This window comes from Arthrobacter sp. YAF17 (assembly GCF_052113365.1).
Taxonomy (GTDB): Bacteria; Actinomycetota; Actinomycetes; order Actinomycetales; family Micrococcaceae; genus Arthrobacter.
The window spans coordinates 36910-56275 of record NZ_JBFRDB010000008.1 but is presented as its reverse complement, the minus strand read 5'-3'; the positions used below and the strand labels follow the sequence as shown (position 1 = coordinate 56275).

General features: G+C 67.3%; 17 protein-coding genes and 1 tRNA gene. 4 read left to right on the top strand and 14 right to left on the bottom strand.

From position 1 onward, the window contains the following. Window position 1 precedes the first annotated feature (1 nt). Window positions 2-1114, bottom strand: coding sequence for an ROK family glucokinase (locus tag AB4Y67_RS08455; protein ID WP_441405335.1), 1113 nt, complete (start codon window positions 1112-1114; stop codon window positions 2-4). Window positions 1115-1344: 230 nt separating this feature from the next. On the opposite strand from AB4Y67_RS08455, the gene AB4Y67_RS08450 reads away from it, so the two are divergent. After that, window positions 1345-3165 (top strand): AMP-dependent synthetase/ligase, encoded by a 1821-nt coding sequence (locus AB4Y67_RS08450; protein ID WP_441405334.1) that lies wholly within the window; start codon window positions 1345-1347, stop codon window positions 3163-3165. Window positions 3166-3327: 162 nt separating this feature from the next. Here the strand turns inward: AB4Y67_RS08450 and AB4Y67_RS08445 are convergent, their stop codons facing one another. Continuing rightward, window positions 3328-6723 carry a pyruvate carboxylase gene (locus tag AB4Y67_RS08445; protein WP_441405333.1) on the bottom strand — a complete coding sequence of 1132 codons (3396 nt, stop codon included), beginning with the start codon at window positions 6721-6723 and terminating at the stop codon, window positions 3328-3330. A 336-nt stretch (window positions 6724-7059) separates the two neighbouring features. Here AB4Y67_RS08445 and AB4Y67_RS08440 point away from each other — a divergent pair, with 336 nt between their 5' ends. Beyond that, a complete protein-coding gene (locus AB4Y67_RS08440; protein WP_441405332.1) occupies window positions 7060-7911 on the top strand; it encodes a ParA family protein in 852 nt (283 codons plus the stop codon). A gap of 115 nt (window positions 7912-8026) precedes the next feature. Here AB4Y67_RS08440 and AB4Y67_RS08435 read toward each other — a convergent pair whose 3' ends face one another. The 5 genes from AB4Y67_RS08435 to gcvH form a co-directional block, all read right to left on the bottom strand. Continuing rightward, window positions 8027-8623 carry a MerR family transcriptional regulator gene (locus tag AB4Y67_RS08435; protein WP_346924652.1) on the bottom strand — a complete coding sequence of 199 codons (597 nt, stop codon included), beginning with the start codon at window positions 8621-8623 and terminating at the stop codon, window positions 8027-8029. Window positions 8624-8885: 262 nt separating this feature from the next. Beyond that, window positions 8886-9389 (bottom strand): bifunctional nuclease family protein, encoded by a 504-nt coding sequence (locus AB4Y67_RS08430; RefSeq protein WP_441405331.1) that lies wholly within the window; start codon window positions 9387-9389, stop codon window positions 8886-8888. Further along, a complete protein-coding gene (ftsR, locus tag AB4Y67_RS08425; protein ID WP_441405330.1) occupies window positions 9389-10105 on the bottom strand; it encodes a transcriptional regulator FtsR in 717 nt (238 codons plus the stop codon). Before ftsR ends, AB4Y67_RS08430 begins: the two co-directional genes overlap by 1 nt. A 23-nt stretch (window positions 10106-10128) precedes the next feature. Further along, window positions 10129-10605 carry an FHA domain-containing protein gene (locus tag AB4Y67_RS08420; RefSeq protein ID WP_441405329.1) on the bottom strand — a complete coding sequence of 159 codons (477 nt, stop codon included), beginning with the start codon at window positions 10603-10605 and terminating at the stop codon, window positions 10129-10131. 157 nt (window positions 10606-10762) lie between these two features. Continuing rightward, window positions 10763-11149, bottom strand: a complete 387-nt coding sequence (gcvH, locus tag AB4Y67_RS08415; protein WP_441405328.1) for a glycine cleavage system protein GcvH — start codon at window positions 11147-11149, stop codon at window positions 10763-10765. Window positions 11150-11294: 145 nt separating this feature from the next. Between gcvH and AB4Y67_RS08410 the strand changes: the two genes are divergently transcribed. Continuing rightward, window positions 11295-12164, top strand: coding sequence for an Fpg/Nei family DNA glycosylase (locus AB4Y67_RS08410; protein WP_441405327.1), 870 nt, complete (start codon window positions 11295-11297; stop codon window positions 12162-12164). A gap of 154 nt (window positions 12165-12318) precedes the next feature. Beyond that, entirely contained in the window at window positions 12319-12915 is a 597-nt protein-coding gene (locus AB4Y67_RS08405; RefSeq protein WP_441405390.1) for an adenylate kinase, read from the top strand. A gap of 56 nt (window positions 12916-12971) precedes the next feature. Here AB4Y67_RS08405 and AB4Y67_RS08400 read toward each other — a convergent pair. From AB4Y67_RS08400 to scpB, 7 genes are all read right to left on the bottom strand, one after another. Next, a tRNA-Pro gene (locus AB4Y67_RS08400) sits at window positions 12972-13048 on the bottom strand. A gap of 149 nt (window positions 13049-13197) precedes the next feature. Further along, window positions 13198-14748, bottom strand: a complete 1551-nt coding sequence (der, locus tag AB4Y67_RS08395) for a ribosome biogenesis GTPase Der (RefSeq protein WP_441405326.1) — start codon at window positions 14746-14748, stop codon at window positions 13198-13200. Beyond that, the gene (locus AB4Y67_RS08390) at window positions 14745-15425 is read right to left on the bottom strand and encodes a lysophospholipid acyltransferase family protein (RefSeq protein ID WP_441405389.1); all 681 of its coding nucleotides are present in this window, start codon (window positions 15423-15425) and stop codon (window positions 14745-14747) included. The genes der and AB4Y67_RS08390 overlap by 4 nt, the downstream gene beginning before the upstream one ends. A gap of 97 nt (window positions 15426-15522) precedes the next feature. Further along, the gene (cmk, locus tag AB4Y67_RS08385; RefSeq protein ID WP_441405325.1) at window positions 15523-16251 is read right to left on the bottom strand and encodes a (d)CMP kinase; all 729 of its coding nucleotides are present in this window, start codon (window positions 16249-16251) and stop codon (window positions 15523-15525) included. Next, complete coding sequence (locus AB4Y67_RS08380; RefSeq protein WP_441405324.1) at window positions 16251-17360, bottom strand: prephenate dehydrogenase; 1110 nt, start codon at window positions 17358-17360, stop codon at window positions 16251-16253. The genes cmk and AB4Y67_RS08380 overlap by 1 nt, the downstream gene beginning before the upstream one ends. 3 nt (window positions 17361-17363) lie before the next feature. Continuing rightward, window positions 17364-18641, bottom strand: a complete 1278-nt coding sequence (locus AB4Y67_RS08375; RefSeq protein WP_441405323.1) for a pseudouridine synthase — start codon at window positions 18639-18641, stop codon at window positions 17364-17366. Between the two features lie 110 nt (window positions 18642-18751). Further along, complete coding sequence (gene scpB / locus AB4Y67_RS08370; protein ID WP_441405388.1) at window positions 18752-19333, bottom strand: SMC-Scp complex subunit ScpB; 582 nt, start codon at window positions 19331-19333, stop codon at window positions 18752-18754. Window positions 19334-19366 lie beyond the last annotated feature (33 nt).

The following is a 19366-nucleotide window of genomic DNA, read 5'->3' as shown; positions in this document are numbered from 1 at the left end:
CCTAGCTGTGCATGCGGCTGCTGACCCGGGACAGGTCCGCAGCACCAATCAGGCCCGCGTTCGGGCCAAGGGCCGCCAGCTCGATTTCCGCCGCGGGCCGGAAGCCGCGGCCGGTCAGGTTCCGGGCGAAGGCCTTCCGGGCCGGGCCGACCAGCAGTTCGCCGGCATCGCAGAGTCCGCCGCCGATCACGAACTTGCCCGGATCCAGCGCGGCCGCGAGGTTGGCCAGGCCAAGTCCGAGCCACTCGCCGACATCCTCGAGCAGCTCCCGGGAAGTCGGGTCCCCGGCCTTGGCCAGCTCGGTGACTATCACTCCGGTGATGCGCTCCACGTTGCCGTCGACCGCTTTGAGCAGTTCCTGGGCCACCGGGGAGTTGGCGGCGGCAAGTTCCCGGGCTTCCCGGCCGAGCGCGTTGCCGGACGCGTACTGCTCCCAGCAGCCCCGGTTGCCGCACTCGCAGCGGTGGCCGCCGGGCATGATGATCTGGTGGCCGAATTCCCCGGCCACACCGAACCGTCCGCGTTCCAGTCGGCCGTCCATCACCATGGCACCGCCGATTCCGGTTCCGAGCGTGATGCAGACCAGGCGGTTCTGGCCCTGCCCTGCGCCGAAGCGCCATTCCGCCCAGCCGGCCGCATCGGCGTCGTTGGTCAGCAGCACGGGCCTGCGCAGGAGGCGCTGCAGGTTGTCCCGGAGGGGTTCGTTGCGCCACGCCAGATGCGGGCTGAACAGCACGGTGCCGCCGTCGAGGTCCATCCAGCCGGCTGCGCCGATCCCGACGGACCAGATCCGGTGGCCCGCGCCGAGCTCCTCGACGAGCTCAACAATGACCTGTTCGACCGCCCGGGGGTCATTGCCCGGAGTGGAGCGCTTGGCCTGGGAGAGGATCCTGCCCTCCGCGTCGACGACGCCGGCCGCCACCTTGGTGCCGCCAATGTCCACCCCGATGGCGAGGCCCTTCCGGCCCAGCCGCAGATGCTCACGGAGCCCGTGCGCGGCCGGCGCGGCCGGCCCGGCGGCTGCTCCGGCGGCAGATCCGGCAAAGGCCCTGCGGCGCCATGCTGCTGTCCTGCGGTACGGGCCGGGCTGCTGTCCGGGTGTAGGTGTGTGCATGGTTCCCCATCCTATTCGCCGGAGTGCCCCGCACGGGCCGCACCACCGGACCGCACCATCGGGCTGTCGGCCGGCGGGCTCCACTGCCCGGCCGCTGCTCGTCAGGCTGCAGCGGGGTCCACAAACGGTAATGTTACTCACCAGTAGGTGTGGTGGAACACACATGCCTTGAACGACATACTAGTGTTAGTCGTACCCCTCGCGGGTCTATGGATATCAAAGGAGCTAACGTGCGAGAAATCAGTGTCCCGCCCCTGGTCAACGTCCCCCCGGAATCGAACGTCACGGACCTGGTCCTGCGCCAGGCCGCCAAGGCCTCCAACCCGGCCCTGTTCTCCCGCCTCGACGCCGCCGGCCAGTGGCAGGACATCCGGGCCACCGATTTCCTGGCCGATGTTTCGCTGCTCGCCAAGGGCCTGATGGCCAGCGGCGTCGCCGCCGGCGACAGGGTGGGCATTATGTCCCGCACACGCTACGAATGGGCGCTCATTGACTTCGCCGTCTGGTTCGCCGGCGCCGTCTCCGTGCCGATCTACGAGACCTCCTCCCCCTCCCAGGTTGCCTGGAACCTGGGCGACTCCGGCGCCGTCGCCGCTTTCGGTGAGTCCGCCCACCACGAGAACATCATCCGCCAGGCCGCCACCTCTGAAGGCCTCACCGACTTAGCGCACGTGTGGCAGCTCGAGGGGGCCGGCCTCGACGAGGTCCGCGCCGCCGGTGCGGCCGTCAGCGACGAGGAACTCGAGGCCCGGCGCAGCCAGGCATCCCTTGCGGACCTCGCCACGATCATCTACACCTCTGGCACCACCGGCCGGCCGAAGGGCTGCGAGCTGACCCACGGCAACTTCGTTGAACTCTCCGAAAACGCCTTGGCCACCTCGCTGAACAAAATCGTGCACGAGCAGGCCAGGACCATCATGTTCCTGCCGCTCGCCCACGTGTTCGCTCGGTTCATCTCGGTGCTCGCCGTGGCCGCCGGCGTGACCGTGGCGCACACGCCCGATATCAAGAACCTCCTGCCGGACCTCCAGAGCTACAAGCCGACCTTCATCCTCGCAGTGCCACGCGTCTTCGAGAAGGTCTACAACTCGGCCCTCACCAAGGCGGAGGACGGTGGCAAGGGCGCCATCTTCCACCGCGCCGCGGACACCGCGATCGAGTTCTCCCGCGCCCGCCAGGCCGGCAAGGTGGGCCTGGGCCTCAAGCTCAAGCACACCCTCTTCGACAAGCTCGTCTACAGCAAGCTCCGCGCCGCCATGGGCGGCGAGGTGGCGCACGCCGTCTCCGGCGGCGGCCCGCTGGGCGAGCGGCTGGGGCACTTCTTCCAGGGCATCGGCATGCAGATCCTGGAGGGCTACGGCCTGACCGAGACCACGGCCCCCGTCACGGTGAACACGCCGGAGCTGATCAAGATCGGCACCGTCGGCGCCCCGATTCCCGGCAACGCCGTGAAAATCGCCGACGACGGCGAGATCCTCGCCAAGGGCGTGTGCGTCATGCGCGGCTATTACAAGCGTGAGGACCTCTCCAGCGAGTCCTTCGAGGACGGCTGGTTCCGCACCGGCGACATCGGACAGCTCGATGAGGCGGGGTTCCTGACCATCACGGGCCGCAAGAAGGAAATCATCGTCACTGCCAGCGGCAAGAACGTGGTGCCGGCCCTGCTGGAAGACCAGATCCGCGCCGACGCGCTGGTGTCCCAGGTGCTCGTGGTGGGTGACAACCGCCCCTTCATCGGCGCGCTGGTCACCCTCGACGAGGAGGCCCTGCCCGGCTGGCTGCACCGCCACGGCCTGCCCGCCTCGACGACCCTTGCCGAAGCCACCGACAACGCGGTGGTCAAGGCCGCTGTGCAGGAACTCATCAACGGCGCCAACCAGTCGGTGTCCCAGGCCGAGGCGATCAAGTCCTTCCGGATCGTGCCCGCCGACTTCACGGAAGCCTCCGGGCACCTGACGCCGTCGATGAAGGTCAAGCGCGCCCAGGTGATGAAGGACTTCGAGAACGTCATCGAGGAAATGTACGGCGCCCCGCGTCCCACCAAGGTCTAACAGCAGTACAGCAACGCGGGGTCACTTGCCGCCGGTCCGGGAGCTTCGGATGGGCGGTATCTGACCCCGCGTTGCTATAAGAAGAAGGGTCCATCCAGCCTCGGCCGGAAGGACCCTTCTTCGTTGTTGTGCTGTGTAGTCCGGTGTTGCGTTGCGTGGCGGCTATTCCACGACGAGCAGCAGGTCCCCGCCCTGGACCTGTTCGATCGCGCCGACGGCGAGGCGTGAGACAGTGCCGGCCACCGGCGTCGTGATGGAGGCTTCCATCTTCATGGCCTCGATCGTGGCGACCGTGTCGCCGGCCTTGACCGCCTCACCGGCCTTGACGGTCAGCGTGACGGCGCCGGCGAACGGTGCCGCGACCTGGCCCGGCTGGGAGGTGTCGGCGCGTTCGGCGGCCTTGACGTTGCTGACCACGGAACGGTCGCGGACCACCACCGGGCGGGACTGCCCGTTGAGCGTGCACATCACGGTGCGCATGCCCTTCTCGTCCGGTTCGGAGACCGCTTCGAGCGAGGCGATCAGGTTGACGCCCTTTTCCAGCTCGATCTCGTGTTCGGCGCCGCGCTGCAGTCCGAAGAGGTAGTCGCGGGTGTCCAGGACCGAGAGGTTGCCGTAGTTCTCCACGCTCTTCTGGTAGTCCTTGGTTGGCCCGGCGAAGAGCAGTCTGTTGAGGGTTTGCTGCACCGTCTTGGAGTCCCCCTTGAGGGCGGCGCTGTCCTCGGCGCTGAGCTCAACGTCGCGGACCTTGACCGTTCGGCCCTGCAGGGCCTTGGTGCGGAACGGTTCCGGCCAGCCCCCGGGCGGATCGCCCAGTTCACCGGACAGGAACCCGATGACGGAATCCGGGATGTCGTATTTCTGCGGATTCTCGTTGAAGTCCGCGGGATCGGCATTGAGTCCCACCAGGTGCAGGGCGAGGTCGCCGACGACCTTGGAGGACGGCGTGACCTTCACGAGCCGGCCGAGGATGCGGTCCGCCGCGGTGTACATGTCCTCGATGGCCTCGAAGCGCTCACCGAGTCCCAGTGCGATTGCCTGCTGGCGCAGGTTGGAGAGCTGGCCTCCGGGGATCTCGTGCTGGTATACGCGCCCGGTGGGGCCCGGGAGGCCGGATTCGAAGGGTGCGTAGACCCGGCGCACCGCTTCCCAGTACGGTTCCAGGGCGCAGACACTGGCCAGGCTGAGGCCCGTGTCGCGGGGCGTGTGAGCCAAGGCCGCGACCAGGGCCGAGGCCGAGACCTGGCTGGTGGTGCCGGCCAGCGACGCCGAGGCCACGTCCACGGCGTCCACGCCGGCGTCGACGGCGGCCATCAGTGTTGCCAGCTGCCCGCCCGCGGTGTCGTGCGTGTGCAGGTGCACCGGAAGGTCAAAGCGTTCACGCAGGGCCGTGACGAGCCGGGCCGCGGCGGCGGGACGCAGCAGGCCGGCCATGTCCTTGATCGCCAGGATGTGCGCGCCGGCGTCGACGATCTTCTGCGCCAGCTCCAGGTAGTAGTCCAGGGTGTAGAGCGTCTCGTCCGGGTCCAGCATGTCGGCGGTGTAGCAGAGGGCCACTTCCGCGACGGCCGTGCCGGTCTCGCGGACGGCGCGGATGGCCGGGGCCATCTGGTTGACGTCGTTGAGCGCGTCGAAGATGCGGAAGATGTCGATGCCCGTGGCGGCGGCCTCATTGACGAAGGCCACCGTGACTTCCTCCGGGTACGGGGTGTAGCCGACCGTGTTGCGGCCGCGGAGGAGCATCTGCAGGCAGACGTTCGGCAGCGCCTTGCGTAGCGCCGCGAGCCGGTCCCAGGGATCCTCGCCGAGGAAGCGCAGGGCGACGTCGTACGTGGCACCGCCCCACGCCTCGACGGAGAGCAGTTCCGGGAGGAGCTTGGTGACCGCTGGGCCGGCCGCCACCAGATCGCGGGTGCGGACCCGGGTGGCGAGCAGCGACTGGTGGGCGTCACGGAATGTGGTGTCGGTGACGGCGACCGCGTCCTGCGCGCGCAGGGCAGCCGCGAAGCCTTCCGGGCCCAGCTCCAGCAGCCGCTGGCGGGAGCCCGGCTGGGCGTCGGCGTCGTTCACGGCGGGCAGCTTGGCGGCGGGATCGATGTGGACCGTGAGCTCGCCGTTGGGCTTGTTCACGGTGACGTCGGCGAGCCAGGTCAGCAGCTTGGTGCCGCGGTCCGCGGACACCCTGGCCTTGAGCAGTTCGGGGCGTTCGTCAATGAACGAGGTGGCCACGTTGCCCGCGATGAAGTCGGCGTCGTCCAGCACGGCCTGCAGGAAGGAGATGTTGGTGGAGACGCCGCGGATGCGGAACTCGGCGAGGGCACGGCGGGCCCGGGCCACGGCGGCCGGGTACTCGCGGCCGCGGCAGGTCAGCTTGACCAGCATGGAGTCGAAGTGCGGGCTGATCTCGGCGCCGGAGTAGACGGTTCCGCCGTCGAGCCGCACGCCGGCGCCGCCGGCCGAACGGTAGCCGGTGATCTTGCCGACGTCGGGCCGGAAGCCGTTGGCCGGGTCCTCCGTGGTGATGCGGCACTGCAGGGCTGCGCCCTTGAGCTGGACCGTCTCCTGGGACAGGCCCAGGTCGGCGAGGGTCTCGCCGGCGGCGATGCGGAGCTGCGCCTGGACGAGGTCGACGTCGGTGACTTCCTCGGTGACGGTGTGCTCGACCTGGATGCGCGGGTTCATTTCGATGAAGACGTGCTGGCCGGCCCGCTCCCCCACGGTGTCGACGAGGAATTCGACGGTGCCGGCGTTGACGTAGTTCAGTGCCTTGGCGAACTTCACAGCGTCGCGGTACAGCGCCTGCCGGATGCCTTCGTCAAGGTTCGGTGCGGGGGCGATCTCGATGACCTTCTGATGGCGGCGCTGGATGGAGCAGTCGCGTTCGAAGAGGTGCATCACGTTGCCCTCCGCGTCGGCCAGGATCTGGACTTCGATGTGGCGGGGGCGAAGGACGGCCTGCTCCAGGAACATGGTGGGGTCGCCGAAGGCTGCGTCGGCTTCGCGCATGGCTGCCTGCAGGGCCTCGGGCAGGGCCTCGCGCGTGTCTACCCGGCGCATGCCGCGCCCGCCGCCGCCGGCGACGGCCTTGGCGAAGATGGGGAAGCCAATCACGTCCGCGGCGGCGATGAGCTCGTCGACGTCCTTCGAAGGCTGGCTCGACTTCAGGACCGGAACGCCGGCCTTGCGGGCAGCTTCGAGTGCTGCGACCTTGTTGCCGGCGAGTTCAAGCACTTCGGCGGGAGGGCCCACAAAGGTGATGCCTGCCGCGGCGGCGGAGCGGGCCAGGCGCGGGTTTTCGGAGAGGAAGCCGTAACCGGGGTAGATGGCGTCGGCCCCGGCCTCCTTCGCGACGCGGACCACCTCGTCGACGTCGAGGTAGGCGCGCACCGGGTGGCCCTCGTCGCCGATCAGATATGCCTCGTCGGCCTTCTGGCGGTGGATGGAGTTGCGGTCCTCATGCGGGAAGACGGCCACGGTCTTGGCGCCAAGTTCGTAGCCGGCGCGGAAGGCACGGATCGCGATTTCGCCGCGATTGGCCACCAATATCTTCGAAAACATACTTCTCCTGCATCATCGCGGGTGTATCGGTAATTGGTCACAGTGTCCAAGACCGTAACGGGCAAACACAAATTATTGTGGCGACCGTCACAGAGACCGGCGTCACGTATGCCGGATTAGGCACGTACATCAGGCAGGCACATCGGGCAGGGGCGGATTCCGGCCCCGATTGAAGCTTATCCATCATCTGCCGCCCCGGCATCGGATGAGGCGGGTTTCGGCAGGGCGGCAACATATGATGAAGAGATGGGTGGCGCATGCACGCCCCGGCTCCGGAGAACGCAGGGGCCGGCAGGACCCCGTCCCGGCAACCGGCGTTAGGTATTGGTTTTTCAAGTGCAAGTAGTCAGCATCAGCAGCCTCAAAGGCGGTGTCGGCAAGACATCGGTGACCACTGGTTTGGCGTCCGCGGCACTGGCCGCCGGCATCCCCACCCTCGTCGTCGATCTTGATCCCCACGCGGATGCGAGTACGGCCCTCGGCGTCCGGCCTGGAGACCAGCTGGACATCGGCCGGATGCTCAAGGCTCCCCGGCGGGCCAAGCTGGCCGACAACGTGGTCCCCAGCGGCTGGGTGGAACGGGCGTCCGCGAACGGCGGAGCCCCCGCCGGCACAGCGGCACCCGTCCTTGACGTCGCCGTCGGCTCCGCGTACACCGGCATCTACGACCGCCCCGACTTGGGCCGCCGCGACCTCCGCCGGCTCTCCGCGGTGCTGGCCGGCGCACAGAACTACGAGCTGGTCCTGGTGGATTGCCCGCCCTCGCTGAACGGACTCACCAGGATGGCCTGGTCAGCCAGTGACAAGGTCACCCTCGTCGCCGAGCCCGGGCTCTTCTCGGTCGCAGGCACGGAACGCACCATGCGCGCCATCCAGCTGTTCCGGCAGGAATTCGCCCCAAATCTCTCCCCTGCGGGCATTGTCGCCAACCGGGTGCGCACCGGTTCAGCGGAACACACGTTCAGGCTTTCGGAGATGGAGGCCATGTTCGGGGGGTTGCTGCTGTCCCCGCACATCCCGGAGCAGGCCAACTGGCAGCAGATCCAGGGTGCCGCCCACTCCATCCACCACTGGCCCGGGGAGTCCGCAAAGAACGCCGCTGCCCTGTTTGATGCGCTGCTGGCGAATCTGCTGGCCTCGGACGGCGGGCAAACCGGCGCTCCGGTCCGGGAGCGCGTGCACCGCTGAGCAGTGTCCGGCTCGGCGCCCGCAGGTACCAAAGCCTGCAGTATGGCATACACGGCGAAGGCCGCCTTCCTAGGGAAGGCGGCCTTCGCCGTTGGTGAATTCCTGGGGCCGCAGCCTAGCCGATCTTGCGGGCGGCGCGGCGCTTGCTGAGTTCGTCGTCGGGAAACGACTGGTCGCTGGCGTGTTCGCTGGGAAGCGCCGCGAGGCTGCCTTCCACTTCCCGCCAGACCCGGCCGACGGCGATCCCGAAGACACCCTGTCCGCCCTGGACGAGGTCGATGACCTCATCCGCGGAGGTGCATTCGTACACGCTGGCGCCGTCGCTCATCAGGGTGATCTGGGCGAGATCCTCGACGCCGCGCTCCCGGAGGTGCTCGACGGCGGTGCGGATCTGCTGCAGCGAAACGCCGGTATCCAGGAGTCGCTTGACGACCTTGAGTACCAGGATGTCGCGGAAACCGTAGAGGCGCTGGGAACCTGAACCGGCGGCGCCGCGGACGGCGGGCTCCACCAGCCCGGTGCGTGCCCAGTAATCCAGCTGGCGGTACGTGATGCCGGCCGCTTTGCAGGCGGTAGGACCGCGGTAGCCCGCGTCCTCATCCAGGACAGGGAGATCCTCGGTGAACAGCAGGCCCTGGGCACCGCTAGCGGGCACAGCTACACCAGCCGTCGCGGGCTGCTTGAGCTCGCCTGCTTCGCCTTTCGGACTCACGTGGATCCTCCTCGTATTGGCTCCCCTGCGGAAAATGCAGCAACAACCGGCTATCCCTGGCTAAACCATTACACGGATGGATAAAATTCATCCGTGTAATTCTGCCGGGGCTCCACCTTCCAGTGTGACCTGAGCGGCTGTCGCGTGCAATGGGAACTTGTACTTCTGACGTTAGGCCCGACGGGGCCCAAGGTCAAAGACGTTCGAGGTATTGCCGGGGCGTGTCGAAACTTTCATCCTCGACTTTAACGTTGGCGGAGGGTCAACCCGCGAAATCCTCAGGCTCGACGTCGTCGAGGAACTCGCGGAAACGGCGCAGTTCCCCCTCTTCGTCGACGGCGGGCCCCAGGTGGGTGTCTTCGCCCTCGTCGTGTTCGGTGATGCGGACGCCGGCCTCTTCCATCACGGCGTCGGCGCACCAGATCCGGCACTTCGCGCGAAGGGCAAGCGCCAGGGCATCGGAGGCGCGGGAACTGACGGTGGTCCCGTTCTCGAACTGGAGCTGCCCGTAGAAGATGTTGTCCTCCACGGCCACAATGTTGACGCTGACAATGCTGTGGCCGAGGGACTCGACGACGTCGACCAGCAGGTCGTGCGTCATGGGGCGCGGCGGAACGACCCCCTGCTGGGCCAAGGCGATGGCGCTGGCCTCCGGCGTGCCGATCCAGATCGGCACGTGCCGCTCCCCATAGATCTCCTTGAGCAGGACCAGCGGCTGATTGGACGGCAGTTCAATCCGCACGCCTACGATCTCCACCTCAATCATCAGATGTCCATCCTCGAGATGCGGTCCTGGACCAGGGCCCGGTGCAGCGTCAGGCACAGCTCGCTGATCTCCCGGGCAGCCTCGGCGGCCCGGGCGTGGGACGCGGCATCCTTGCGGGAAGTCAGGGTGGCCACCGCACGCTCCACCAGTCCGAACTCGCGCTCGGCGGCGGCCTGGAAGGGCCGCAGGTGCCGCGGTTCCAGGCCGTGGTTCTCCAGCTGGACGCAGGCGCGTGCCACCTGCAGGGCGTTCTCATCGAACTTTCCGTTGACATGGCCAATCAGTCCGAAACTCAGGAGCGATTCAACCAGGGGCACGCTCGCGCCGGATTCGGCCCGGAGCTGTTCCTCGCTGAGCCGGCGAACCCGGTTCTGCAGTTCGGACGCCAGTTCCTCGGAGACAATCCGCGGCGAGACCGTGACGCCCGGAGGCAGGTTGTCGGGGCGTTCTCCGCGGTCGATCGCATCAAGGTAATCCTTGATGACCTTTAGCGGCAGGTACTGGTCCCGCTGGAGGGACAGCACAAAGCGCAGCCGCTCGACGTCGTTCTCGGCGTACTGCCGGTAGCCGGCAGGGGTCCGCTGGGGGTTTATCAGCCCCTTTTCCTCAAGGAACCGGATTTTCGACGCGGTCATGCTCGGGAATTCATCGCTCAACTGAGCCAGGACTTCCCCGATGTTCAGGACCTGGGGTCCGCGCCGTTCCGCGTGTGCCATGGCCACAGGCAGCTACCCCGGAATCAGACGTTGCCTGCTGCGCGGGCAGGGCTCAGGTAGAAGGTAAGGCGGAACTTTCCGATCTGCACTTCGTTGCCGGACTTCAGTTCCACACTGTCGACGCGGTCGTGGTTGACGTAGGTGCCGTTCAGGCTGCCGGTGTCCACGACTTCGAAGCTGCGCGCCGTGCGGCGGAACTCGACGTGGCGGCGCGACACCGTGACGTCGTCGAGGAAGATGTCGGCATCCGGGTGCCGGCCCGCCGTCGTGGTGTCGGAGTCCAGCAGGAAACGGGCGCCGGTGTTGGGTCCGCTGTGCGCCACCAACAGGGCAGAGCCGTACGGCAGCGCCTCAACGGCGGTCCGCTCCTCAGCCGAAAGCTTCGGGGTGATGGTGGGTTCATCGCGGACCGGGGTGAGGTTGATCGACGTGGTCTCCGAAGCCTTCACTCCACCCGTGCCAAAACCGTCACCGGTGTTGTTGCGTTCGTGCCCAAACATTGATTCCTCCATTCGCTGCAGGTGTCCCCCCCTGCAAACAACGCATGCCGTCCGGAAAAGCTTGGCAAATCCGGGATTCAACCCCTCGGCGGGGCGTTGCCCGGCGGGTGGTTTCCCAACGCCTGTCCCAACGACCCGGCCCGAAAAGGCCTTTGCTTTAGCCTACCTGCTGTTCGTACTCAGATGCACTGAGGAGCGACTCGACCGCGTCGGCCTCCGCAAGCTTGATTTCCATCAGCCAGCCCTCGCCGTAGGGATCTGAATTGATCAGGGCGGAATCGGTGTCCAGGGCCTCGTTACGGGACACCACCTCGCCGGAAACGGGGGCGTAGATGTCGCTGACGCTCTTGGTGGACTCGACCTCGCCGACGACGTCGTTTGCCTTGATTGTGGTGCCGGCCTCCGGCATCTGGGCGTAGACGACGTCCCCCAGTGCGTCCTGGGCAAAATCGGTGATGCCCACGCGCACGACACCGTCCGCGTTCGGGGCTGAAACCCACTCGTGTTCTGCGGTGTAGGACAGCTCTTCGGGAATGTTGCTCATGACGGGCCTTTCATCGGGTCAATCACCATTGTCTTCGGCAGTCAGGTGAACTGTCCGCCGGTGAAAGTATAGGCATATCCGGCCCTGCCCGGGGAGGATTCTGCCATGATGAAGCGATGACTGAACAAGCCGAAACAGGCCGGCCATGCCCGAACTTCCGGAGGTAGCCGCCCTGACGGACTATCTGGCCGGGCACCTGCTCGGGACGGTAGTCAGCAGGATCCAGATCGTCTCCTTCGCGGTGCTCAAAACAGCCGATCCGCCTTTCTCCGGGCTGGAGGGCAGGACCGTGACCGGGGTGCGACGCTTCGGGAAGTTCGTCAGCCTGGAAGCCGACGGGTTGTATTTTGTTTTCCACCTGGCCCGGGCCGGCTGGGTCCGCTTCACCGACGCGCCCACCGGGACACCGCTAAAAATGGGCAAGGGCTACCTGGCGGCGCGGCTGTCCTTTTCCGGGAGCTCCGGCCCGCTCGGTCTCGACCTGACTGAGGCCGGCACGAAGAAGAGCCTCGCGGTGTACGTGGTCCGGGACCCGTCCGATGTCCCCGGCATCGCCGCACTGGGACCCGACCCGTTCAGTCCCGGGTTCGACGTCGATACCCTGGCCGGGATTCTCGGCGCCAGTTCCCAGCAGGTCAAGGGTGTCCTGCGGAGCCAGAGCGTGATCGCCGGGATCGGAAACGCCTACAGTGACGAGATCCTGCACGCGGCCCGGTTGTCGCCGTTCGCGATCGCCAAATCCCTGGACCGGGATGCGGTGCAGCGGCTCTACGACGCCATCCACGACATCCTGGGGACCGCGGTGGAGGAAGCCAGCGGGAAACCGCCCAGCGAACTGAAGGACACGAAGCGCAGCCACATGCGGGTCCACGGCCGTGCTGGCGAAGCGTGCCCGGTGTGTGGTGACACGGTTCGGGAAGTGTCGTTTGCGGATACGGCCCTGCAATACTGTCCGGGCTGCCAGACCCAGGGGAAGATCCTGGCCGACCGCCGGACGTCGCGGTTCCTGAAATAGGTCCTTTCTGAAATAGGCGCCTCCCGAAAAGGCGCGGGCGTGCAGGGTGCGGAGCCCGCCGTCGTTCCCAGCTCCCTTGCGCTGGCGCCTCCGGGCGGACACGATACAAGGACGCTTGTGTACGCCGCCATAGGGAGTTGCCTCAACGATGCGAATGCTGATTATGGGACCCCCGGGGTGCGGCAAGGGCACCCAGGCCGAGCGACTGTCCCGGCGCCTCGGCATCACCGGGGTGTCCACCGGAGAGGCTTTCCGTGACCACGTGAAGAATCAGACGCCGCTGGGCCGGGAAGTCACGGGGCATCTGGATGCGGGCGACCTGGTACCCGACACCCTGACAAACCGTGTGGTGCGTGAGCGCCTGAACCACAGCGACGTCAAGGGCGGTTTCCTCCTGGACGGGTATCCCCGAAACACGGCACAGCTGGCTGAACTCGACGTCATCCTTGCCGCCAGCGGGCAGGAGCTGGACGTTGCCCTGCAATTGCGGGTTGACGACGCCGAACTCGTCCGGCGGCTGCTCCACCGCGCCACCATGACCGGACGCAGCGACGATACCGAGAACGTCATCCGGCACCGTTTGGAGCTCTACCAGCAGGAGACAGCGCCCGTGGCCTCCGCCTACTTACAGCGCGGGATCCTCCAGAGCGTCGACGGCCTGGGAAGCGAGGATGACATCTTCGGCCGGCTGCTTGCGGCACTACGTGAGTCCTTCCCCGAGGCCATGCCCGAGGCCACCACGGCCGGTTAAACAGCAAAGGCCGCTTCCGGATTTCTCCGGAAACGGCCTCTGACCTGCTGTTTCTATGGTCGGGCTGACAGGATTTGAACCTGCGACCCCTTGACCCCCAGTCAAGTGCGCTACCAAGCTGCGCTACAGCCCGCTGGTTCCGCCGTTCTCCGCTCCCGATGCCGCCCGCTGGTATCCAGTGGATTTCATCTGAGCAGTCCGGCCGAACCACCTTGAAAAGCTTACACGATTCCGGAGGGTGCCCGTGACACTTTCAGCATGTCACGGGCAACTGTGTCGGAATTAACGCTTCTTGCCGCGCTTTTCCCGGACACGCATGTTGACCTCGATCGGTGTGCCCTCGAAACCGAAGGTCTCACGGAGCCGGCGGGTGATGAAGCGGCGGTAGCCCGGGTCCAGGAACCCGGTGGTGAAGAGCACGAACTTCGGCGGGCGGCTGGACGCCTGGGTGCCGAAGAGGATGCGGGGCTGCTTGCCGCCGCGGACGGGGTGCGGGTGCGCGGCGACGAGTTCGCCGAGGAAGGCGTTGAGCCGGCCGGTGGCGATCCGCTTGTCCCAGCTTTCCAGGGCGGTGTCCAGGGCAGGGACCAGCCTGTCCTTGTGCCACCCGGTCAGCGCCGAGATGTTGACGCGCGGCGCCCATGCCACGTGGGCGAGGTCCTGTTCGATTTCGCGTTCCAGGTAGGTGCGGCGTTCGTCGTCGAGCAGGTCCCACTTGTTGAACGCGAGAACCAGGGCCCGGCCGGATTCGATGGCCAACTGCAGGATGCGGACGTCCTGCTCGCTGAGCACCTCGTCCACTGCGAGGAGCACGACGGCGACCTCGGCCTTTTCGAGGGCGCTCTGCGTGCGCAGCGAGGCGTAGAAGTCAGCGCCTTGGGCCATGTGCTGGCGGCGGCGGATGCCGGCGGTGTCCACGAAGCGCCACGTGCGGCCGCCGAGTTCGATGAACTCATCGACCGGGTCACGCGTGGTGCCGGCGGTGTTGTCCACAACTACGCGCTCGGAACCTGCCAGCTTGTTCAGGAGCGAGGACTTGCCGACGTTCGGACGCCCGATCAGCGCGATCCGGCGCGGACCGCCGGAGCGCTCCAGGCCCTCGATCGTGGAGAACTCGGGGAGGGTGTCCATAACGTGGTCCAGGAGGTCGGCAACGCCTCGTCCGTGCAGTGCCGAAACCGGGTACGGCTCGCCGAAGCCGAGGCCCCAGAGCGTTGCCGAGTCCGCTTCCTGTGCGAAGTCGTCCACCTTATTGGCCACAATGATGACCGGCTTCTTGGACTTGCGGAGCATCTTCACGACGGCTTCGTCCGTGGCAGTGGCGCCAACGGCGGAGTCGACGACGAACAGCACGGCGTCGGCGAGTTCCACGGCCATCTCGGCCTGTTCGGCAACGCGGGCGTGGATGCCGCGGGCGTCGTGCTCCCAGCCGCCGGTGTCGACCAGGGTGAAGTTCCGGCCGTTCCAGGTGGCCGAGTACATGACACGGTCACGCGTGACGCCGGGGGTGTCTTCCACCACGGCTTCGCGGCGGCCCAAGATACGGTTCACCAGCGTTGACTTGCCCACGTTGGGCCGGCCGATGATGGCCAGGACCGGGTCAAGCTTGACCGGGCCGTCGAAGTCCTCGTCGTCGTAGTCGCCGCTCAGGAGGGCTGCGTCGTCTTCATCCAGATCGTAATCGTCCAGGCCGGCCCGGAGGGAGGCCGCGCGGAGCTCTGCTTCCTCGTCGTCCAGGGCGGCGAGGTGCTCGGCCACCTGGTCCGTGCCGGTGGGCGTGTATTCGTCTTCGCCGGCGCCGAACGGGCCGGAGGTTTGAGTCGTATCGCTCATTGCACTTTCCTTATGGGGTGATCTGCCGGCGTCCCGGCTACTGCTTCATGACGTTCTTGCGGGGAATCCGCGTCGGGCAAGGGCTGCCCAGTTCTTTGGATCGAGTCCTGGACATGGCGGGCCAGCGCGGCGCGGATCTCAGTTCCGGCCCTGTCCATTGAAACACGCCCGGTCTCGCCGGGCCGGCGGCTGACGTTGAGGGCCCCGCCGAAGCTGACGTGCAGCCGGCGGCGCAGCCGTGGAACGGCGTCGAGGTGTTCGCTGCCGGTCCGGGTGCCGAGGATGGCCACAGGGACCACGGTCGCGCCGGAGTTCAGCGCGAGCCAGGCGACGCCCTTGTTGATGGCGGAGGCTTCGCCGCTCCCCCGCGTCCCTTCGGGAAGGATGCCGACGCACCGTCCGGCGTCGAGCACGTTTTTGGCGGTGAGGAGGGCCGCCCGGTCGCCCGTGCGGTCCACCGCCAGCTGGCCGGAGGCCTGGAGCACACGGCCGAGGAAGCCCTTAAACATTTCCTTCTTGACCAGGATGTGCATGGCACGCGGCGATGCCCCAAACATCACCGGTCCGTCCAGGAAGCTGATGTGGTTGCCGGCGAAGATGACCGGGCCGGCCGCCGGGACGTTGGAGCGTCCGGTGACCGACGTCCGGTAGAGGACGTGGTTCAGGACCCAGCCCACGGGCCTGCTCCAGACGGTGGTCCACAGGGCCGGCACCGTGGCCCGGGCCGGAGACTGCGCCGGAGACTGGTCCTGAGTCTGTGCATCCTGCCGGGCGTCAGTCACGGTTGAGGTCCTGGTGGTTGGCGATGCGGTTCACGATGCTGAGTGCGGCCTCGACGGTTTCGGCGAAGTCGAGCTCCGAGGAGTCCAGCGTCACCACGCCGTCGGCGGCCCGGGTGAAGTTCACCACGGTCGAATCCTTCGCGTCGCGCTGGGTGACCTGCGCTGCGAGCTGTTCGGCGTTCTGGCTGCCGCCGAGCTGGATGCCCCGGCGGCGCAGGCGCGCCTCTTCGCTCGCCGTGAGCAGCATCCGCACTTCCGCGTGGGGCGCGACGACGGTGGTGATGTCCCGGCCTTCAACCACCATGCGGCGGTGGTGCTTTTCGATCAGCACGCGCTGGCGGCGGATCAGTTCGGTGCGGGCGCCCAGGGTGGTGGCGACGGCACTGACGGCAGCCGAAATGGACGGCTCCCGGATCGCGAGCGTGACGTCGGTGCCGCCGACCCGAACGTATTCCTCCGCCGGGCTGGTACTGATCTCCAGCGGCAGGTTTTCCGCGGCGGCCTCGACGGCGGCTGCGTCCTCGAGGTCCGTGCCGCTGTCCAGGCAGTACCAGGTCAGGGCACGGTACATGGCGCCCGTGTCGAGGTACGCCAGCCTGAGCCGACGTGCCACCTCTTTGCTGACGCTGGACTTGCCCGATCCGGACGGCCCGTCGATGGCGACGACGAGGCTTTTCCCGGGGCGGAGAATGTCCACGGTTTCGATAAGTTCCTGGGTCATTACTGGAGTACCTGCCATCCGCGGTCGTTGAGGGCTTCGATGAGCAGTTCGTGCTTGTTGGGCAGGACGGAGATTTCCACCATGCCCACGTTCTGTCCGGAGGAATGGTCCAGCCGGAGGTCCTCGAGGTTGACGCCGATCTCGCCGATCTCCGTGAGGAGCTTTGCGATCTGTCCGGGCGTGTCGTCCACCAGGACGGTCAGCCAGGAGTACGCCTGCGGGGGTCCGCCGTGCTTGCCCGGGATGCGGGACTGCCCGGCGTTGCCTTCGCTGATCAGCTGGGCAAGATCGAGCCGGGCACCGGGCGCCGTTGGGTTCTCAAGCGTCCCAATGAGCCGGTTGAGGTCCTCACGGACGCCGTGCAGGATCTCCACGACCTTTTCTGCGTTGGCGCCAAGGATCTGCACCCACAGGGTCGGGTCGCTGGCCGCGATCCGGGTGACGTCCCGCAGACCGTTGCCGGCCAAGGACAGCGCATGCAGGGGCGTGCCCTGCAGTCGGCTGGCCACGAGGGAGGACACCACCTGGGGCACGTGCGAGACGAGCGCCACCGCCTCGTCATGTTCCTCCGCCCCGAATTCGGAGACGACCGCGCCGAGGTCGCCGGCCAGGGCACGCGCCGCCTGCAGCGCCTGGGGCAGGGTCTCCTCCGAGGGGCACAGGACCCACGGCATGGAGGTGAAGAGTTCGCCACGGGCGGCGACGGGACCAGACTTTTCCCGGCCCGCCATCGGGTGGGTGCCCACGTAGCGGCCGAGGTCGGCGCCGCGTTCGCGCAGCTCGGCCTGGATGCCGGCCTTGACGCTGGCGATGTCCACGACGGTTGCCTCGGGGTAGTCCGTGAGGGCGCGCTGGACAACATCCGCGGTGACATCCGGCGGTGCGGCGACCACCACGAGTTCAGGCTGCTCGCCGTCGAGGCGCGCCAAAGGCAGGCCCGCGCCGATGTCGACGGCGACGGCCTGGTTGGTGGGCGAAGGGTCGGACAGGAAGACTGCCACTCCGCGGCCCCGCAGCCCCAGCCCGATGCTGGTGCCCAGGAGCCCGGTCCCCACGACCACCACCGGACCGTTGAGGTGGCCGCGGCCGTGGGTGCGAAAGGCGGACATGCCTTACAGCCCTACGGATGCCAGCAGGTGGCCGACTTCCTGCTTGCCGAGGTTGCGGATGCTGCCCTGGCGCTGGTCGCCCAGGCCGATGGGGCCGACCTTCACGCGGACCAGGCGAAGCACCGGGAAGCCGACGGCGTCGAAGAGACGGCGGACGATCCGGTTCTTGCCCGAGTGCAGCACGACCTCGATCAGCACGTGGCCCGGGGTGGAGTCCACCAGCCGGAAGGAGTCCACTGAAGCGATGCCGTCTTCGAGTTCGACGCCGGCCTTCAGCTCGGCGCCGATGCCCTGCGGGAACGGCCCGCGGACCTGGACAAGGTAGGTCTTGGGGACTTCGTAGGAGGGGTGCGTCAGGCGGTTGGCGAGTTCGCCGTCGTTCGTCAGCAGCAGCAGTCCCTCGGTGGCGACGTCGAGGCGTCCGACGTGGAACAGGCGTTCGCCGTGGTTGTTGCGGACGAAGTCGCTGACGCAGGGCCGGCCGTCCGGGTCTTCCATTGTGGAGACAACGCCCTTGGGCTTGTTGAACACCATGTAGACCATGTTCTCGTCGAGCTGGATGCGCAGACCGTCAACGTGGACCACGGCGGTCTTCGGGTCGATCCGGACGCCGAGCTCGGTGACGACCTGCCCGTCGACCTCAACACGGCCTTCGGCGATCATTTCTTCGCAGACACGACGCGAGGCGACGCCGGCCGACGCCATGACCTTCTGGAGGCGGATGCCGTCCTGGTCGTGCAGGTCAGACTGGGGTACCTCGGCGCGGGGTCCGCGCTTGCGGGCCGGCTTGCGCACGGGTCCGAGGTTCTGGCCGAAGCGTTCGCTGCCGAAGGCGCGGGAACCGGTGGCCTTGGCCGCTCCGGCGCCGACGCGCGGTTTGGGCTTGAGCGCTCCCGGCGTGCCGGGGGTCTTGCCGAAGCCGGGCTTGCGGGCGGCAGCCTTGCGGGCAGCCTCCTTGCCGGAGGGCGCCTTGGACTTCCAGTCCCCGGAGGCCGGCCGGCTTGAGGGCGCGCCGTCGGGTCCCTGCAGGTCCGGATCGATGAAGGCCTCTTCGCGGGGCTTGGGGTGCTTGAAGGGGCGGTCGCCGCCGCCCTTGTAGCCTGCTCCCCCGCTGCGGCTTCCGCCCTGCGCGCCGCGGCTCGAGCCGCCCTTGTAGTCGGCTCCGCCGCTGCGGGCGGCGCCGCCCTGTGCGCCGCGGCCTGAGCCCTGCGCTGAATTTTGTCCGGCGCTGTTGCGTCCCGAACCGTTACGTGGTGAACCCTGGCGTCCCGCCTGTGTCATGACCCGTCCTTCGTTTGTTGGCCACGGCCGCTGTCTCCCGACAGCACCCGCCGGCTGGGGCAAAAAGCTTCTGCCCCGGTGGATACTCCTGCGCAGGCAGTTGTTCCTGCCTACATTCTTCCTGAGTCGTAGAACTCTTCGATGCCTTCGAGCCCCGGAAGATGGGGTGAAAGTTGCGGCAATTCCGCCACCGAGCCGATTCCCATTCGCTCCAGGAAATACGACGTCGTGCGGTACAGGATGGCCCCGGATTCGGGATCAGTTCCCGAGTCCTCGATCAGCCCCCGCTGCGTCAGCGTCCGCACGACAGAGTCAACGTTGACTCCTCGAATTGCAGACACCCGCGCCCTCGATACGGGCTGGCGGTAAGCGATGACGGCGAGCGTTTCGAGCGCCGCCTGCGTCAGCCTGGCTGTCTGTCCTTCAAGCACGAATCCGCCGACAATGTCAGCGAACTCAGCGCGCGAATAGATCCGCCAGCCTCCGGCAATACTCCGCAATTCAAAACCCCGGGCGGTGGCACTGAAGCCAGCACTATTGCTAGCGAAACTGGCATCGTCCACATCCGGGGCATTAACAGTATAGCCGTTATACTCCCGCTGCAGTTCCGCGAGCAGCCCTTCGACGACGTCGACCGTCAAGTTCAGCCCCGCGGCGAGCTCGACCGCCGTCGCCGGCTGGTCGATGACCATCAGGACGGCTTCGAGGGCCGCATGGGCGCCGCC

Coding starts and splice junctions, on each gene's coding strand:
- AB4Y67_RS08455 (WP_441405335.1), bottom strand. CDS start 1,114: ATGCACACACCTACACCCGGACAGCAGCCCGGCCCGTACCGCAGGACA.
- AB4Y67_RS08445 (WP_441405333.1), bottom strand. CDS start 6,723: ATGTTTTCGAAGATATTGGTGGCCAATCGCGGCGAAATCGCGATCCGT.
- AB4Y67_RS08430 (WP_441405331.1), bottom strand. CDS start 9,389: ATGATTGAGGTGGAGATCGTAGGCGTGCGGATTGAACTGCCGTCCAAT.
- ftsR (WP_441405330.1), bottom strand. CDS start 10,105: ATGGCACACGCGGAACGGCGCGGACCCCAGGTCCTGAACATCGGGGAA.
- AB4Y67_RS08420 (WP_441405329.1), bottom strand. CDS start 10,605: ATGTTTGGGCACGAACGCAACAACACCGGTGACGGTTTTGGCACGGGT.
- gcvH (WP_441405328.1), bottom strand. CDS start 11,149: ATGAGCAACATTCCCGAAGAGCTGTCCTACACCGCAGAACACGAGTGG.
- AB4Y67_RS08410 (WP_441405327.1), top strand. CDS start 11,295: ATGCCCGAACTTCCGGAGGTAGCCGCCCTGACGGACTATCTGGCCGGG.
- AB4Y67_RS08405 (WP_441405390.1), top strand. CDS start 12,319: ATGCTGATTATGGGACCCCCGGGGTGCGGCAAGGGCACCCAGGCCGAG.
- der (WP_441405326.1), bottom strand. CDS start 14,748: ATGAGCGATACGACTCAAACCTCCGGCCCGTTCGGCGCCGGCGAAGAC.
- cmk (WP_441405325.1), bottom strand. CDS start 16,251: ATGACCCAGGAACTTATCGAAACCGTGGACATTCTCCGCCCCGGGAAA.
- AB4Y67_RS08380 (WP_441405324.1), bottom strand. CDS start 17,360: ATGTCCGCCTTTCGCACCCACGGCCGCGGCCACCTCAACGGTCCGGTG.
- AB4Y67_RS08375 (WP_441405323.1), bottom strand. CDS start 18,641: ATGACACAGGCGGGACGCCAGGGTTCACCACGTAACGGTTCGGGACGC.
- scpB (WP_441405388.1), bottom strand. CDS start 19,333: ATGGTCATCGACCAGCCGGCGACGGCGGTCGAGCTCGCCGCGGGGCTG.